Origin of the sequence: Sphingobium sp. DN12 (assembly GCF_051058005.1) — a bacterium.
GTDB classification, from domain to species: Bacteria; Pseudomonadota; Alphaproteobacteria; order Sphingomonadales; family Sphingomonadaceae; genus Sphingobium; species Sphingobium yanoikuyae.
Window position 1 is genome coordinate 2177877 of record NZ_CP173717.1, and the last position, 14606, is coordinate 2192482.

Genomic DNA, 14606 nt, shown 5'->3' on the forward strand with positions numbered 1-14606 from the left:
CCCATCATGGACTCTCCGACCCCTATCTTCGAAGCGATCGCGCTTCAGAAGTGCCTCAAGGCGACCTATAACAAGATGGTCGTCACGCTGGCCCCGCACATCCTCTACACGCGCCATGACGAGATGTTCATGGACGCCGTGACCACGGACCGCGACGGCCGCCCGCCGCGTGAGCTGAAGCTGGGCACGTTCAAGCTGGCGGGCCTGAGCGACGTCGAGATACTGGACGAGACCTTCGAGGCGATGCACGGCCTCTATGACCAGAGCGACGACAAATATAAGGGCGTGACCCTGTTCGCGGTCGATCCGCAGAGCGCCGCCGCCTGATCGGCACTGGCATCGCATCGACCGGAATGAAGAAGGGCGGCCAATGGCCGCCCTTTTCTTTTTTCGTTACTTCTTGAGCCGATAGCCGGTGCGGAACACCCAGGCGATGATGCCGAGGCATACCGCCAGCATGCCGCCCACGAACAACAGGCTGAACTCGATCCCGACATCGCCCCTGCCAAAGAAGGTCCAGCGGAAGCCCGAGATCAGATAGACGATCGGGTTGAACAGGGTGATGGTACGCCATGGCTCGGCCAGCATGTGGATCGAGTAGAAGGCGCCGCCCAGGAAGGTCATCGGCGTGATGATCAGCAGCGGGATCACCTGCAACTGCTCGAACCCCTGCGCCCATATGCCCAGGATGAAGCCGAACAGGCAGAAGCTCACCGCGATCAACAGCATGAAGCCGACCATGGCGAAGGGATGGGCGACCGGCAGGTCGACGAACAGATGGGCCGTGGCAAAGATGATGAAGCCGACGATCAACGCCTTGGTCGCCGCCGCCCCGACATAGGCGATCACCGTCTCCATCGCCGACACCGGCGCCGACAGCAATTCATAGATGGTGCCGGTGAACTTGGGCATGTAGATGCCGAAGCTGGCGTTGAAGATGCTCTCCGTGAACATCGACATCATGATGAGGCCCGGCACGATGAAGGCGGCATAGGGAATGCCGTCAATCTGCGTCATGCGCGAGCCGATCGCCCCGCCAAACACGATGAAATAGAGAGAGGTGGTGATGACCGGCACCAGCAGGCCGGTCAGCCAGGTGCGCCGGAACCGGTGCAGCTCGAACTTGTAGATGGCGGCGACCGCGCGCAGATTGGGGCCGTTCATGCCGCTTTCTCCTGATGGACCAGGCTCACGAAAATATCCTCCAGGCTGCTCTGCCGCGTGTTGAGATCCTTGTAGCCGATACCGAGATCGCCCAGCTTGCGCAGCAGCGAGGAGACGCCGGTGCGTTCAGCGCGGGTGTCGAACAGATATTCGATCTCCTGCCCCTGCGCCTTCAGCGCCACATCCCAGTCGGCCAGTTCGGGCGGCAGCGCCTCGATCGGCTCGGCCAGCATGATCGACAGCGTCTTCTTGCCCAGCTTCTCCATCAGCGCGGTCTTGTCCTCGACCAGCATCAACTGACCATGGTTGATGACGCCCACCCGGTCGGCCATTTCCTCGGCCTCCTCGATATAATGGGTGGTGAGGATGATGGTGACGCCGGTCTGGCGCAGTTCGCCGATCAGCTTCCACATGTCCCGGCGCAGTTCCACGTCGACGCCGGCGGTCGGCTCGTCGAGGAACAGGACGCGCGGCTCATGACTCAGCGCCTTGGCGATCATCACCCGGCGCTTCATGCCGCCGGAAAGCTCGCGGATCTTGTTGTGGCGCTTGTCCCATAGCGACAGGTCGCGCAGCACCTTCTCGACATAGGCATCGTTGCGCGGCTTGCCGAACAGGCCACGACTGAAGGTGACGGTGTCGATCACCCGCTCGAACTGATCGGTATTGAGCTCCTGCGGCACCAGTCCGATCGCAGCGCGCGCGCCGCGATAGTCGCGGATGATGTCATGGCCGGCGACCGTCACGGTGCCGCCAGAGGGGCGGACATTGGCGCAGATGATCGAGATCATCGTCGTCTTGCCCGCGCCATTGGGGCCGAGCAGCGCGAAAATCTCGCCCTCCTCGATATTCAGGTCGACGCCCTTGAGCGCCTGAAAGCCCGACGCATAGCTTTTCGTCAGGCCCTTGATTTCGATGATGGATGCCATGCGGCAGCGCCCCCTTTCCTTGTGTCGGCAAGATAGGAGGCGGACCGCGCCATGCAACCGGCAGCGCGGCAAATAGCGAAGCCGGGCAACATATTGGAAAAAGATTGAAGCCGGTGATGCGCGGGCATAGGCTTGACGCCCCACCATGTGGAGAAGGCTATGAAAAAGGCAATTCTCTATCTGTCGATCGCGTTGATCGTCGTTCCCGATATCGCCATCGCCCAGCAGGGCGGCCGACCACCATCAGGCGGCGGCGCTCGACCATCTCCGTCCACGCGCCCTGCCCCCGCCCCCTCACGCCCCGGCGGATCAGTGCAGCCTTCCCGCCCCGGCGGTCCATCGACACAGCCGTCCCGGCCCGGTGCCTCTCGCCCGCAACCGCCCCGCCCCGGACAGCCTTCGCCCGGTCCGGGCCAGCCAGGTGGACCAGCAGTTCAACCGCCCCGACCGGGTGGCCCTTCGCCCCAGCCGCCGCGTCCCGGTGGTCCCGGCGTCCAGCCACCACGGCCAGGCCAGCCGCATCGCCCCGGCGCCGGCCGTCCGCCCAATTTCCGGCCGATCCCCGGCCCGGCCTTCCGCTATCCCCATGGCTATCGCTATCGGCGCTGGACGGTCGGCCTGTTCCTGCCGGCGGTCTTCTTCTCCAGCTATTATTATTACAACGACTATTGGCGCCTGGGCCTGGGCGCGCCGCCCTATGGCTATCGCTGGATCCGCTATGGCCCCGACCTGCTGCTGGTCGAGGTCCGGTCGCGCCGCGTGGTCGATGTCGTCTATGGCGCCTTCTACTGAGGCAGAAACAGGAAGGGCCGCATCATCCGATGCGGCCCTTTTCTCTTGTCCCGACTATTCGCCCCGTCGGGTGAAGCGGAAGACCGTCGCTGGCGGGAAATTGCGCACCGTATGGCCGGCGCGGACGACCTCCAGGCCCAGCTGGTCCAGCACCGCACGGCTGACCGGCGGTCGCGTCGAATAGGTGAACTGCACCAGGCTACCGCCCGGCTTCAGCATGCGGAAGGCTTCCGACAATATGTCGATGTGCATCGCGCGGTCCATCGCCAGCAGCGGCAGGCCGCTGACCACGGTCTGATAGTCGCCGGGGCCACCGGCGGCGGCGACCGAGACAATCTGCGCCGGCGTCTCCAGGATCGAGACATGGGGGAAATGACGCCGCAGTCCGCGCGCGAAGGCGGGGTTGATCTCCACCACCTCCAGCCGGTCGGCCGGCAGGCCGGTCTCCAGGATGGCGCGGGTGAAGACGCCGGTGCCCCCGCCCAGTTCCAGCACGCGGCCGCCCTGCGGATCGATGTCGGCCACCATCAGCCGCGCCAGATAGCGACTGCTGGGCACGACAGAGGCGGTCTGCCGGGGCTTCTTCACCCAGGCGGCGAGGAAATCGAGATATTCGGTGGCGCGGGCGCGAAACTCGCTGTTCGGCAGGGCGATTGCCCGGCTGCGCTTCGGCTTGTGCTGCATGGGCGAAATGCGACCGCTCCTTTCTGGTGCCGACTCCCCTTAGCGGGCCGGAACGCCCCCGTCGATTGGCTTAACAAGATTTCATGCCGGACCAGCAACGGCCGGTCCGGCACAAGCCCTTATTTCTGCTTGCCCGCTTCGGCCGCGGCCAGCACGCGCAACACATTGCCGGACCAGATTTTCTGTACGTCAGCCTCGCTATAGCCGGCCTTCAGCAGCGCATCGGTGATCTTGGGCAGATCGACCACATCCTCCATGCCCACGACGCCGCCGCCACCGTCCCAATCGAGGCCGATGCCGACATGATCGGGGCCGACGACCTTCAGCGCATGCAGCATATGCGCCATGAAATCGTCGAAGGTCGGTCGGTCGGTGTCGGGATAGAGCCGGTCGATCTCCTGCCGCTTGGCGAGCATCGCGGCCCGCGCCTCGGGCGAAATCTTGGCATCCTCCCGCATCTGGCTGTAGAGCGCCATCAGCGCCTTCTGCCGTTCCGGATTGGGCTTGGACGCGCGCAGATAGGCGCCATAGGCATTCATCTGGATCACGCCGCCCTTGGCCGCCAGCGCCTTCAGATGATCGTCATCGATATTGCGCGGATGGTCATAGACGGCCTTGCAGCCCGAATGGGTCAGCAGCACCGGCGTGGTCGACAGCGCCAACAGATCGTCCAGCACCTGGTCTGAGCTGTGCGAGGCGTCGGGCACGATGCCGAGCCGGTTCATCTCCTTCAACAATTCCTTGCCGAGCGGACTGAGGCCGCCATAGCGCGGTTTCTTCGACGGATCGGTCGAGCTGTCGGCGAACTGGTTATGCGCGAAATGGGCAAAGCCCGACACCCGCACGCCCATGTCGTAGAATGTCTTGATCAGCGAGACATCCTCGCCGAGCGGATAGGCATTCTCGATCGACATATAGACGATGCGCTTGCCCGCCGCGGCGATCGGCGCGGCGTCCTTCGCCTCCAGCGCCAGCGTGAAATTGTCGGGGTCGGCCGCGACCATCGATCGGATCGACATGCCACGCAACAACGCGAAATCGCGCGCCTTGCGGAAGCCCTCGATCGTCAGTGGCCCCTGCCCGGTGTAGATCGCCCAGAAGCCGCCATCCAGGCCGCCCTTCTTCATTCGCGGCAGATCGACCTGGGTATAGTCGCTATGGACGCCATGCTCCTCATCGATCGACCAGTCGGGCAGGTCGAGCGATGCCGGCGTATCGAGATGGCTGTCGAGCGTGATCAGCTTCTGGTGCAGCTGATACACTTGTTTCGACACGCCCCCGGACGCGGATTTTGGCTGGGCCTGCGCCGCAATCGGGAGCAGCGCGACCAGCGCTGCCCCCATCAGATAAGCATTCCGCATCAGATTTCGCCCGAAATGGTGAACTGGAAGGTGCGTGGGGACAGCGGCCGGAAGGCACCGTCGCCCGTGACCGAGGAGGAGATGTAGGACAGCGTGTCCTTGTCGAAGATATTGTCGACGTTGAAGCGCGCCTTGATGCTCTTCACCGGGCCGAAGCTCCAGCCGTCGCCAATATCCACATAGCCGCTGAACACGGTGTAGGCCGGCACGCTGGAGCCTGCCGTGTTGGTGAAGGTCGACCAGCGCTTCGACGTATATTTGCCGCTGATGTTGGCGACCAGCCAGCTTGCCGGCTCGATCGTGACGCCACCGCTGACGATCCACTTGGCGCTGTCGGGGATATATTTGCCGGAGGTCGCATAGGTGACCGACGCGACGATATCGTCCTGGAACTTGGCGTTGTTATAGGTGACGTTGGCGTTGGCATAGGCCAGGCCGTTGAGGAAGGCCGGCTTGTAGGTACCGCTGGCCTCCACGCCATAGGATTCGACCCGGCCGACATTCTGGTAGAAGGTTTCGGTGGTGCTGCCACCGCCTTCCTGGAAAGTGGTGATCGACTGGATGCGGTTCTTGAACTTGGTGTAATAGCCCGCGATCGAGGCGTAGAGCTGCCCCTGGTTGGTGCGGAAGCCGATTTCCATATTCTGCGCGCGTTCTGCCTTGGGCTGGGGCACCAGCGCCGACGTGCCGGTACGCGTCACGGCATAGATATCGTCCATGCCCTTGGGCAGCGCCATCGTCTCGGCATAGGAGGCGAATATCTGGCTGCGTTCGTTGATCTTGAACAGCAGGCCGGCCATCGGCAGGAACATGTCGCGATAATGGGCCGTGTTATACTGCGGCCCCCAGCCTGCGACCGCCGTGCCACCCACGACGCGATAATAGTCGTCGAAATCGCGATAGCCGCCGAGGCTGTAGTCCAGCATCAGCCCCTTGAAACCGGCATCCAGAACCAGCCGGTCATCCATCAGCTTGAGCGTGTCCTTCAGGAATATCTGCAGCGTGTCGCGCTTGGACCGATAGTCGCGGCGCAGATAGACCAGTTCGTCCAGATTGGGCTCGCCATCGGGGGCGCCATCCATCGTGTTGTAGCGCGCCTGGGTGCGGTGATATTTGTCGACTTCGGCCCAGATGCCGCCTTCCACGACATTGTTGCCGCTTTCCCAATGCAGCTTGGTGGTCACGCCATAGCGATCGCCGCCGACGCCCGATCGGCCATATTGCACGCCCTTTGGCGCGGTCACGTCCAGACCGGCAGCCGCCTGCGCCGTGTAGCGGGTCAGCGAGTTGGAATAGCTGTCGGGCGAGACGCCATAGCCATTCTTGTCCTCATAATAGAGGGTCGATTCCGCCCACACGCCGTCGGCGATACCCAAGTGGAAGGTGCCGCCATAGAGCTTGTCCTTCCGCACGTTGATCGCGAGGTTGTAGACATTGGTGTAGTTGGAATTGGAATAATAGACGCCCGCCGCCGTCGGCGCGAAGCCGGTCGTGGTGTTGGGCACATTTTCGATATAGGCGAAATCGCGGCCGCAGGCGCCGACCACGCTGGTGGCGGTGCAATTATACTGGGCGCGGGTGATCGTCGGCGAGTCATAGTCGAAGAAGTCGTTCGACACGAACTTGAAGCGCGCCCAACTGTCGCCGCCCAGATCGGCATGGATCTGGCCTTCCCAATGTTCGCGGTCGACCGAACCGGGACCGCGCCACAGGTCGCTGTCCAGCTTGGTGCGGCTGACATAGGCCTTGAACGGGCCAACCCGGCCAGTGCTGGCGCGGATGAAGGTGCGCTTCATATTATTGTCGCCAAAGCTCTGCGACACGAACAGGCCCATCTCCTCCTGCGGGGCGATGCTGTTATACTGCACCACCGGACCGAGGCTGGAATAGCTGGGCAGGCCGACATCGGCGGCGCCGACGGATGCTTCCACCACGCCCAGATTTTCATTGTCGACATAGCGGAAGACAGGACTGCCACCGAAGGCGTCGCTGCGGCCGGTCGGGATGCCGTCGACCACGAAACCGATCTGGTCGAGGTTGAAGGCGCGGGTCTGGACGCTGTTGCCAAATTCATAGAGGCCCAGCGCACCGTCGGTCTGGACGTTGAAGCCGGGCAACTGCTCCAGCATCTTCAGGCCCGAAATGCCCGACGGCGCCGACAGCAGCGCCTCGCGCGTGACGGCGACGACATTGTTGATCTTGTCTTCGCCAATCGCTTCCGACGATTGCGAGATACGACGACCGGTCACCGTGATGCTGTCATTTTCGTCCGTTGGAGCGGCCTCCTGCGCCCAGGCGGCAGTGGATAAGGCACCCGCGCAGCAGGCAAGCAGCAGCGCAGCGCGAGACACGCGACGAACAGACGAAATCGAAGGCATAGAGGCTCCCTGTAGGCCCTGAAAAAGGGCAGTTCGCGCCAATCAGGAGCGCCCGCCCCTTCGGGCTATCGCGCCGTTCCTCCCCGGACCCTGCCCTGTCGATCGTCCCTTCGGGCGAGCGCAGATCATGTCATCCATTTGTCATCTGAAACGAGCCCTTCGGGAAAATCCACCACGCGCTTATGATGATTTCTCAAGCGCAACGAGGCCCCTCAAAGCATTGAGATTTCGCAATCAATGCCCGTTCCCTCGCACAGGCGCACAAAAAATCCTCCCCAGGCCTGGCCCGGGGAGGATCAAGAAATTGCATGCCCTCTTCTTTTCGAAGAAGGATCCCTCAGCGCCCCTTCCAGACGCCCGGACGCTTCTCGACGAAGGCGGTCATGCCTTCCTTCTTGTCTTGCGTCGCAGTCAGGATCTGGAACAGGCGGCGCTCGGTCAAAATGCCCTGGGCCAGGTTGGTCTCGAACGCGATATTGACCATTTCCTTGTTCACCATCGCCGCCATCGGCGGCATCGCCGCGATCGCGGCGGCGGTCTTGAGCGCGTCGTCCAGCAACTCGGCCGCCGGCACGATCCGCGCGACCAGGCCAGCGCGCTCGGCCTCCTCGGCGCCCATCATCCGGCCGGTCAGGCACATTTCCATCGCCTTGGCCTTGCCGACGGCGCGGGTCAGCCGCTGCGACCCGCCCATACCCGGCGCCACGCCCAGCTTCACCTCGGGCTGACCAAACTTGGCGGTGTCGGCCGCCAGGATGAAGTCCGCCATCATCGCCAGTTCACAGCCACCACCCAGCGCGAAGCCGGCGACCGCCGCGATCCACGGCTTGCGGGTGGCGACGACCTTGGTCTGCCAGTCGGAGAAGAAATCCTGCAGGAAGAAGTCGGCCGCTTCCTTGTCGACCATTTCCTTGATGTCGGCGCCGGCGGCAAAGGCCTTTTCGCTGCCGGTCAGCACCGCACAATGCTGGGTCGGGTCGGCATCATAGGCGGCAAAGGCCGCGCCCAGATCCGCGAGCACCTGGCTGTTGAGCGCATTGAGCGCCTGCGGCCGGTTGAGCGTGATGAGCGTCACCGCGCCCTGCTGTTCCACCAGGATCGTTTCATATGCCATTGCCGTCTCCCTAAGCTGTCAGCGCCGATCTATGTCGGCCAAAAACGGATCGCCAGCCTTTGCAGAGCGGCGATTTTGCCGATCCTATCGGCAAAGATGCATGAAATCCTGATCATAGCTGCGCATATGGGCGCCGCCATCGACATAGAGGGTCTGGCCCGTCACCGCCGTCGCGCCGGCGAGATAAAGCACCGCCTGCGCGATCTGCTCCGCCTGCGGCAGGCGGCCGAGCGGCATCAGCTGCTCCAGCCGCGCCATCTGATCCGCATCATAATCGGGCGTCGCGATGGTAAGGCCCGGCGCCACTGCATTGACCCGCACCTGCGGCGCCAGGCTGCTGGCCGCCGTCTTCGTCAGGCCGGCGAGCGCCAGCTTGGACAGCGTATAGGCCAGCTGGTCGCCATGGGGGTGGTCGATCCGCTGGTCGAGAATGTTGACGATGCAGCGATCGCCGGTCCCGGCCGGAACGGTCGCGAACGCCTTGGTCAGCATCGCGGGCGCGGCGCAATTGACCGCATAATGGCGCATCAGATCATCGGCGGTGACGCTGTCGATCCGGTCCTGGCCGAAGATTGCAGCGCTATTGACCAGCAGGTCGGGCGGCCGGCCGAAGCGTTCGGCGACCTGTGCAACCAGTTCCTCGGCCGCTTCGGGATCGGCGAAGTCGACGACGAACCCTTCCCACTCGGCGCCATTTTCCTCCAGCGCAATCGCCAGATGGGAATCAAGCCGCGTGTCATGACTGCCATGGATGGCGAGCGAATAGCCGGCCTGCGCCAGCGCCGCGGAAATGATGCCGCCCAGCCGGCGATGACCGCCAGTCACCAGCGCCAGCCGACGCGAGGCCAGCGGCAAGGGGCCGGTCGGCCCGGCATCCTTCTTGGCGCCACCGATCGGGCGATAGGCGGGCTCGGCGCCCTCCGCCTCTCCGGTCACATCATTCACGAGGCGATGAGCTTCAGCACTTCCTCGCGCGACTTTTCATCGTCGCGGAAGACGCCGAGCATGCGGCTGGTCTTCATGATGACATTGGGGGTGCGCACGCCGCGGCCGGTCATGCAGCCATGGGTCGCCTCGATCACCACGGCGACGCCCTGGGGCTTGAGATTTTCCCAGATGCAGTTGGCGACTTCAGAGGTCAGCCGTTCCTGCACCTGCAGCCGGTTGGCATAGGCGTGCAGCACGCGGGCCAGCTTGGAAATGCCGACCACATAATCGCCGGGCAGATAGGCGATGTGCGCGCGCCCGACGATCGGCGCCATATGATGTTCGCAATGCGACTGGAACGGAATGTCCTTCAGCAGCACGACATCGTCATAGCCGCCCACCTCATGAAAGATGCGCGAGAGATGATAGGCCGGATCATCATTATAGCCGCGGCAATATTCGCGCCAGGCGCGGGCCACCCGCTCGGGCGTTTCCATCAGCCCTTCGCGCTCGGGCATGTCGCCCGACCAGCGGATGAGGGTGCGGATCGCCTCCGACACTTCGGCCGGGACCGGCTCCTTCGAGCCTTCGCCTACGGTTTCCGCATCGGGATCATATGCCATGAACTGGGCCACTCCATAATTGTTGGCCCCGGCATATGGCGACTGCGTGCCCATCTGACCAGCCCTTTTGCCCCGGCTGGACACAACATCGCTGTGGTGGCAAATCACAGTCTAACGGGAACGCACCACATAAAAATGTCATTACAATCGCAAGATCATGCGCACTGAACGCATCGCCGCCGTCCTTCTGGCAGCCGGCATGTCGACCCGCTTCGGCGAGGAAGACAAGCTGATGGCCGACCTGCGTGGCAAGCCGGTTGCCGCGCACACGCTGGAAACCATCGCCTCCATGGCCTTTGCCGAACTGGTCGCCGTCGTGCGACCGGTCGAATTTGCGCCGATATTGCATCGCAAGCTCGACCGGCGCGGCTTCGATATCGTCGTCAACGAGCATCCCGAGGAGGGCCTGTCGAGCAGTATCCGGCTGGCGGTCGAGCATGTGATGGACAAGCGCAAGGTGCGCGGCATCCTGATCTGCCTTGCCGATATGCCCGAAGTGCCGCAGACCCATTATAACCATATCTGCATGGCGGCCGAGGATATCCGTTCGGTGGTCGCCAGCACCGACGGCTTCTCCTCCTCGCCGCCCGCCTTCATCGGCCGCAAGCATTTCCCCGAACTGCTCGCGCTCAAAGGCGACCAGGGTGCCCGCGCCCTGCTGAGCCACGGCATCCAGATCGAGACGATCGGCAATGTGCTGCACGACATCGATACGCCGGAGGATCTTGGCCGCCCCCCGGTGACACCGACCTGAGGCATAAAAGGGGCAGGCGAAGCCGCATTGCCTTGCCCCGCTTCAGGTCGATCGCGTCGGATCGGTCAGCCCGTCGCCCATTTCCCGCGGATCAGGGGCACGACTGAGCGGCAGCGAGCCCGTCTGGCGTTCCAGCATGCGATGCACCACCGGCGGCTTGCCGCCACTGTGCAGCGCGTGGATCGTGTCGCTGTTGGTGATGTCGGCGATGGTGCGCCGCTGATTGTGGCGGACATAGTCGAGCCAGGTCGACACATGATAGCGTTCGACCCAGAGTTCGGGATCGCCGAGATCGCGCATCAACGACCAGCCATGCGCGCCATCGCGCTTGCGGATGCGGCGGCGCTCGCTCATCGCGCTGAGGAAGGGGACGACCGACCCCACCGGGATGCGATATTCGATGGTGATGACCACCGGGCCGCTGCGCGGTTCGACCGGCACGGCCGTCTCCGGCTCGCGCCAGCGGTTCTGGAGATCGAGATTGTCATCGCCGATCTGCGGCAGCGGACGAACGAAGCCGATCAGCGCGGCGACCAGTTGCACCGCAGCGGAGGCATAGAGGGCGTCCACCACGCCATGATCCTCGGCCAGATTGCCGAACAGCCAGGCGCCGATCGCCATGCCGCCGAACGCGGTCATCTGATAGATGGCGACGGCGCGGGCGACGACCCAGCGCGGCGCCGACATCTGGACCGAAACGTTGAAGGTCGACAGTGCCATGACCCAGCCCGCCCCGGCGAGCAGATAACCCAGCAGCGCCAGCACCAGATAGCCCGACATGGCCGTGATCGCCGTCCCCGCCGCCAGCGACAGGGCGGCGGACCGCACGATCGCCTCGATCGAAAAGCGCGCGCGCAGCCGCCGGGTAGAGAGCGCCCCGGCCACCGCGCCGACGCCGAAGGCGCCGCTGGTAAGGCCGAAGGTCAGCGCGCCGCCACCCAGCACATCGCGCGCCACCAGCGGCATCAGCGCCGACACCGCGCTGGCACCGATGCCAAAGGCGCCGCCGCGCAGCAGCACAAGCTGGATCTTGGGCGACATCGAGACATAGCTGACACCGGCCCACATCGCGACGCCCAGCCGCTCACGCGGCAGCAGCTTGGGCGGCAATTCCGGCCGCCACCGCGCCAGCACCGCGACCAGGCCGATATAGCTGACTGCATTGGCCAGGAACGCCGCCGCCGCGCCCGCCGCCGCGACGATCACGCCGCCCAGCGCCGGGCCGGTGCTGCGGGCCAGATTGAAGCCCATGCTGTTCATAGCGACGGCACTGGGCAGCACGCTGCGCGGCACCATGTCGCCGACCGACGCCTGCCAGGCCGGACCGTTCACCGCCGTCGCGCAGCCGATCAGGAAGGTGAAACCCAGCAGCGTCCAGGGCGTCAGCGCGCCGAGCCAGGCGACCAGCGCAAGGGCAGTCGACACCAGCAGCATGAACAGCTGACAGGCCATCATCACCTTGCGCCGATCCAGATTGTCGGCGACCGCGCCGGCCCAGAGCGAGAACAGCATGATCGGCAGCGTCGTGGACGCCGGCACCAGTGCCACCAGCACCGGCGAAGCGGACAGCGAGGTCATCATCCAGGCCGCACCGACCGACTGGATCAACCCGCCGAAATTGGACGCCAGGCTCGCGATCCAGATCGCGCGGAAGATGGGAATGGCAAAGGGCGAGGACGGCTGGGGGGACTCGGTGTCAGGCACGAAAACCATCAAGCGGATTTAGGAACGTCGGTCAAACCCGCGACTCGGCCTTTGGTTCACATCCGTCCGGTACGCAGCGCCCGGCCCCAGTCGGGCCGCCCCCGTGCGTCGGCCGTGGCGGCCGCGCGTTCGGCATCATAGGCGGCCAGGACGATCTCCGCGTGCCAGCCGTCGGCCATCCGCGCGACCAGTGCATAACGGGCTTCGGGCGATCCGGTCTCCACCTTGTGCGGCGAGGGCCGATCATCGTCATAGGCCGGCAGGCCGACGCTGCCCGGATTGACGATCAGCCCGCCATCGGCGCGACGATGGATGCGCGGCACATGGGTATGGCCGCACAGGATCAACGGCGCGAAGACGCCCCCTGCCCGCGCCTCGACCTCCGCCTCGGTCGCGGCGCGCAAGCCGGTCGGTTCGACCGTTTCCAGCCAATAATCGATGTCGCTGTCCGGCGTGCCATGGACCATCAATATCTCATCCGTCAGCCACAGCGTCTCGGGCAATCCAGCGATCCAGTCGCGATGGCGCGGCGCCAGCAGATCATGGGTCGCCCGGTCCGACGCGCCCATGCGTTCGAGCGCCAGCGTCAGCAATTGCCGCTCATGATTGCCCCGGATCGTCGGCCAGTTCATCGTCATCAGCCGATCGGCGGTCTCGCAGGGGAAGAGCGGCCCCGACAGGATGTCACCGAGATTGACACATAGATCGACATTGCGCGCAGCCACATCCGCCAGCACAGCGTCGAGCGCATCGATATTGCCGTGGATGTCGGAAAGAACCGCAATCTTCACCTGGCGCTTGTCCTGCTGCAATCGTGCCCCACATCAGGCCCGCACCTGACCTTACGGCAAGGCCATGTCGGCGGAAACCGACCATTTCAGGCTTGCACTTTACGTAAACGTAAATACATTCAGGGCCACTTCCGGTGCGCCAAAAGCCGCCAACGGAGAGGGAAAAGGAACCATGGAAGCCTATATCTACGATGCCGTCCGCACGCCCCGTGGCCGGGGCAAGAGCGACGGTTCGCTCCACGACATCACCCCCATCCAGCTTGCGACGCAGATGCTCGAAGCGGTGCGCGACCGCACCCAGATCGACACCGCCGACGTCGACGACGTGATCCTGGGCTGCGTCAGCCCCGTGGGCGAACAGGGCGCGGACATCGCGCGCGTCGCCGTGCTCAACGCCGATTATGCCCAGACCGTGCCGGGCGTGCAGGTCAACCGTTTCTGCGCATCGGGCCTGGAAGCGGTCAACATGGCCGCGGCCAAGGTCTATTCGGGCGAAGCGATGTTCGCGATCGGCGGCGGCGTCGAATCGATGAGCCGCGTGCCGATGGCATCGGACGGCGGCGCCTGGGCGATGGACCCGGCGGTCGCCTACAAGACCTATTTCGCGCCCCAGGGCATCGGCGCCGACGTGATCGCCACCAAATTCGGCATCAGCCGCGACGATGTCGACGCCTATGCCGTCGAGAGCCAGCGCCGCGCCAAGGCCGCGTGGGACGAAGGCCGTTTCAAGAAGTCGATCGTGCCGGTCCGCGACGTGATCGGCGGCATCGCGCTCGACCATGACGAACATATGCGCCCCGACGCGACGATGCAGTCGCTCGGCAGCCTGAAGCCCAGCTTCCAGGCGCTGGGCGAGGACATGCCCGGCTTCGACACGGTCGCCCTGCTGCGCTATCCCGAGCTGGAAAAGGTCAACCATGTCCATCATGCCGGCAACAGCAGCGGCATCGTCGACGGCGCCGCCGCGGTGCTGGTCGGCAACAAGGAAATCGGCGAGAAATACGGCCTGAAGCCGCGCGCGAAGATCAAGGCGATGGCCTCGATCGGTTCGGAACCGCTGATCATGCTGACCGGCCCGGAATTTGTCGCCGGCAAGCTGCTGGCCCGCGCCGGCATGACCACCGCCGACATCGACCTGTGGGAACTGAACGAAGCCTTCGCCTCGGTCGTGCTGCGCTACATGCAGGCGATGAACCTCGACCACAGCAAGATCAACGTCAATGGCGGCGCGATCGCCATGGGCCATCCGCTGGGCGCCACCGGCGCCATGGTGCTGGGCACTGCGCTCGACGAGCTGGAACGCTCGGGCAAGGGCACGGCGCTCATCAACCTGTGCGTCGGCGCGGGCATGGGCACCGGCATCATCATCGAGCGCGTGTAAGCAA

Annotated in this window: 14 protein-coding genes; 4 read left to right on the plus strand and 10 right to left on the minus strand. The window is 64.4% G+C overall.

From position 1 onward, the window contains the following. Window positions 1-6 precede the first annotated feature (6 nt). Window positions 7-327 (plus strand): hypothetical protein, encoded by a 321-nt coding sequence (locus tag ACI6S0_RS10245; RefSeq protein ID WP_214864506.1) that lies wholly within the window; start codon window positions 7-9, stop codon window positions 325-327. Window positions 328-393: 66 nt separating this feature from the next. Here the strand turns inward: ACI6S0_RS10245 and ACI6S0_RS10250 are convergent, their stop codons facing one another. After that, window positions 394-1164 (minus strand): ABC transporter permease, encoded by a 771-nt coding sequence (locus tag ACI6S0_RS10250; protein WP_434405732.1) that lies wholly within the window; start codon window positions 1162-1164, stop codon window positions 394-396. Next, window positions 1161-2093, minus strand: a complete 933-nt coding sequence (locus ACI6S0_RS10255) for an ABC transporter ATP-binding protein (protein ID WP_037507883.1) — start codon at window positions 2091-2093, stop codon at window positions 1161-1163. Before ACI6S0_RS10255 ends, ACI6S0_RS10250 begins: the two co-directional genes overlap by 4 nt. Before the next feature lie 159 nt (window positions 2094-2252). On the opposite strand from ACI6S0_RS10255, the gene ACI6S0_RS10260 reads away from it, so the two are divergent. Beyond that, window positions 2253-2885 (plus strand): RcnB family protein, encoded by a 633-nt coding sequence (locus ACI6S0_RS10260; protein WP_279728533.1) that lies wholly within the window; start codon window positions 2253-2255, stop codon window positions 2883-2885. A 54-nt stretch (window positions 2886-2939) separates the two neighbouring features. Here ACI6S0_RS10260 and ACI6S0_RS10265 read toward each other — a convergent pair whose 3' ends face one another. The 6 genes from ACI6S0_RS10265 to folE form a co-directional block, all read right to left on the minus strand. Continuing rightward, window positions 2940-3569 (minus strand): class I SAM-dependent methyltransferase, encoded by a 630-nt coding sequence (locus ACI6S0_RS10265; RefSeq protein ID WP_004212060.1) that lies wholly within the window; start codon window positions 3567-3569, stop codon window positions 2940-2942. Between the two features lie 119 nt (window positions 3570-3688). Then, window positions 3689-4930: a dipeptidase gene (locus tag ACI6S0_RS10270; RefSeq protein ID WP_434405733.1), complete on the minus strand. Its 1242-nt coding sequence runs from the start codon at window positions 4928-4930 to the stop codon at window positions 3689-3691. After that, window positions 4930-7308, minus strand: a complete 2379-nt coding sequence (locus tag ACI6S0_RS10275) for a TonB-dependent receptor (protein WP_434405734.1) — start codon at window positions 7306-7308, stop codon at window positions 4930-4932. Before ACI6S0_RS10275 ends, ACI6S0_RS10270 begins: the two co-directional genes overlap by 1 nt. A gap of 337 nt (window positions 7309-7645) precedes the next feature. Next, entirely contained in the window at window positions 7646-8422 is a 777-nt protein-coding gene (locus tag ACI6S0_RS10280) for an enoyl-CoA hydratase-related protein (RefSeq protein WP_010335388.1), read from the minus strand. Window positions 8423-8506: 84 nt separating this feature from the next. Continuing rightward, window positions 8507-9367, minus strand: coding sequence for an SDR family oxidoreductase (locus ACI6S0_RS10285; RefSeq protein WP_434405735.1), 861 nt, complete (start codon window positions 9365-9367; stop codon window positions 8507-8509). Beyond that, on the minus strand, window positions 9364-9972 hold the full coding sequence (gene folE, locus ACI6S0_RS10290) for a GTP cyclohydrolase I FolE (protein ID WP_017501203.1): 609 nt from the start codon (window positions 9970-9972) through the stop codon (window positions 9364-9366). Before folE ends, ACI6S0_RS10285 begins: the two co-directional genes overlap by 4 nt. 157 nt (window positions 9973-10129) lie before the next feature. Here folE and ACI6S0_RS10295 point away from each other — a divergent pair, with 157 nt between their 5' ends. Next, complete coding sequence (locus tag ACI6S0_RS10295) at window positions 10130-10726, plus strand: nucleotidyltransferase family protein (protein ID WP_434405736.1); 597 nt, start codon at window positions 10130-10132, stop codon at window positions 10724-10726. Window positions 10727-10768: 42 nt separating this feature from the next. On the opposite strand, the gene ACI6S0_RS10300 is transcribed toward ACI6S0_RS10295, so the two are convergent. Next, on the minus strand, window positions 10769-12439 hold the full coding sequence (locus ACI6S0_RS10300; protein WP_099234124.1) for an MFS transporter: 1671 nt from the start codon (window positions 12437-12439) through the stop codon (window positions 10769-10771). Between the two features lie 47 nt (window positions 12440-12486). Then, complete coding sequence (locus tag ACI6S0_RS10305; protein ID WP_434405737.1) at window positions 12487-13242, minus strand: metallophosphoesterase family protein; 756 nt, start codon at window positions 13240-13242, stop codon at window positions 12487-12489. 151 nt (window positions 13243-13393) lie between these two features. Here ACI6S0_RS10305 and ACI6S0_RS10310 point away from each other — a divergent pair, with 151 nt between their 5' ends. Continuing rightward, complete coding sequence (locus ACI6S0_RS10310; protein ID WP_434405738.1) at window positions 13394-14602, plus strand: acetyl-CoA C-acetyltransferase; 1209 nt, start codon at window positions 13394-13396, stop codon at window positions 14600-14602. The last annotated feature ends 4 nt before the right edge of the window (window positions 14603-14606 follow it).

What these genes read in the sequence shown, in the direction of transcription:
- ACI6S0_RS10245 (WP_214864506.1), top strand. Translation starts at nt 7, where the DNA reads ATGGACTCTCCGACCCCTATCTTCGAAGCGATCGCGCTTCAGAAGTGC.
- ACI6S0_RS10260 (WP_279728533.1), top strand. Translation starts at nt 2,253, where the DNA reads ATGAAAAAGGCAATTCTCTATCTGTCGATCGCGTTGATCGTCGTTCCC.
- ACI6S0_RS10295 (WP_434405736.1), top strand. Translation starts at nt 10,130, where the DNA reads ATGCGCACTGAACGCATCGCCGCCGTCCTTCTGGCAGCCGGCATGTCG.
- ACI6S0_RS10255 (WP_037507883.1), bottom strand. Translation starts at nt 2,093, where the DNA reads ATGGCATCCATCATCGAAATCAAGGGCCTGACGAAAAGCTATGCGTCG.
- ACI6S0_RS10310 (WP_434405738.1), top strand. Translation starts at nt 13,394, where the DNA reads ATGGAAGCCTATATCTACGATGCCGTCCGCACGCCCCGTGGCCGGGGC.
- folE (WP_017501203.1), bottom strand. Translation starts at nt 9,972, where the DNA reads ATGGCATATGATCCCGATGCGGAAACCGTAGGCGAAGGCTCGAAGGAG.
- ACI6S0_RS10270 (WP_434405733.1), bottom strand. Translation starts at nt 4,930, where the DNA reads ATGCGGAATGCTTATCTGATGGGGGCAGCGCTGGTCGCGCTGCTCCCG.
- ACI6S0_RS10265 (WP_004212060.1), bottom strand. Translation starts at nt 3,569, where the DNA reads ATGCAGCACAAGCCGAAGCGCAGCCGGGCAATCGCCCTGCCGAACAGC.
- ACI6S0_RS10275 (WP_434405734.1), bottom strand. Translation starts at nt 7,308, where the DNA reads ATGCCTTCGATTTCGTCTGTTCGTCGCGTGTCTCGCGCTGCGCTGCTG.
- ACI6S0_RS10300 (WP_099234124.1), bottom strand. Translation starts at nt 12,439, where the DNA reads ATGGTTTTCGTGCCTGACACCGAGTCCCCCCAGCCGTCCTCGCCCTTT.
- ACI6S0_RS10280 (WP_010335388.1), bottom strand. Translation starts at nt 8,422, where the DNA reads ATGGCATATGAAACGATCCTGGTGGAACAGCAGGGCGCGGTGACGCTC.
- ACI6S0_RS10250 (WP_434405732.1), bottom strand. Translation starts at nt 1,164, where the DNA reads ATGAACGGCCCCAATCTGCGCGCGGTCGCCGCCATCTACAAGTTCGAG.